Raw genomic sequence first — 387 nt, 5'->3', positions numbered from 1 at the left:
GAACTTATCAGTTGCACACATTCGGCAACGATATGGTTTAAAAAAACCAAATTTAAAATAACTTGTTGAAGTTAAGCTTAAATTTGGCTTCTTTCTTTAATAAAGAATTAGTACCATTTTCTTTTATCTTCAGTAGTTTTTAGTCCTCTGTATATTTTCATACACAGACCGCTAACTACGCAGTATAAAATTAAATTGGTAGGTCTGGGCAGACTTGAACTGCCGACCTCACCCTTATCAGGGGTGCGCTCTAACCAGCTGAGCTACAGACCTATAATTCTTATTAACTTGTTATCATGTAATTTGTGTGAACACTCTATAACCCGAAGGTTATCATTAATCGTTTTATTCAAGATAAGGAGGTGATCCAACCCCAGGTTCCCCTAG

1 tRNA gene is annotated in these 387 nt (G+C 36.2%); it reads right to left on the bottom strand.

The annotated features are described in order from the left end of the window. Positions 1 to 196: 196 nt before the first annotated feature. Positions 197 to 273 (bottom strand) — tRNA-Ile (locus tag FCS21_RS16710). Positions 274 to 387: the final 114 nt, after the last annotated feature.

Origin of the sequence: Colwellia ponticola (assembly GCF_005885605.1) — a bacterium.
In the GTDB taxonomy this organism is placed as follows: Bacteria; Pseudomonadota; Gammaproteobacteria; order Enterobacterales; family Alteromonadaceae; genus Colwellia; species Colwellia ponticola.
Note: the sequence above shows the minus strand (reverse complement) of the source record. Positions and strands in the feature narration are given on the sequence as shown.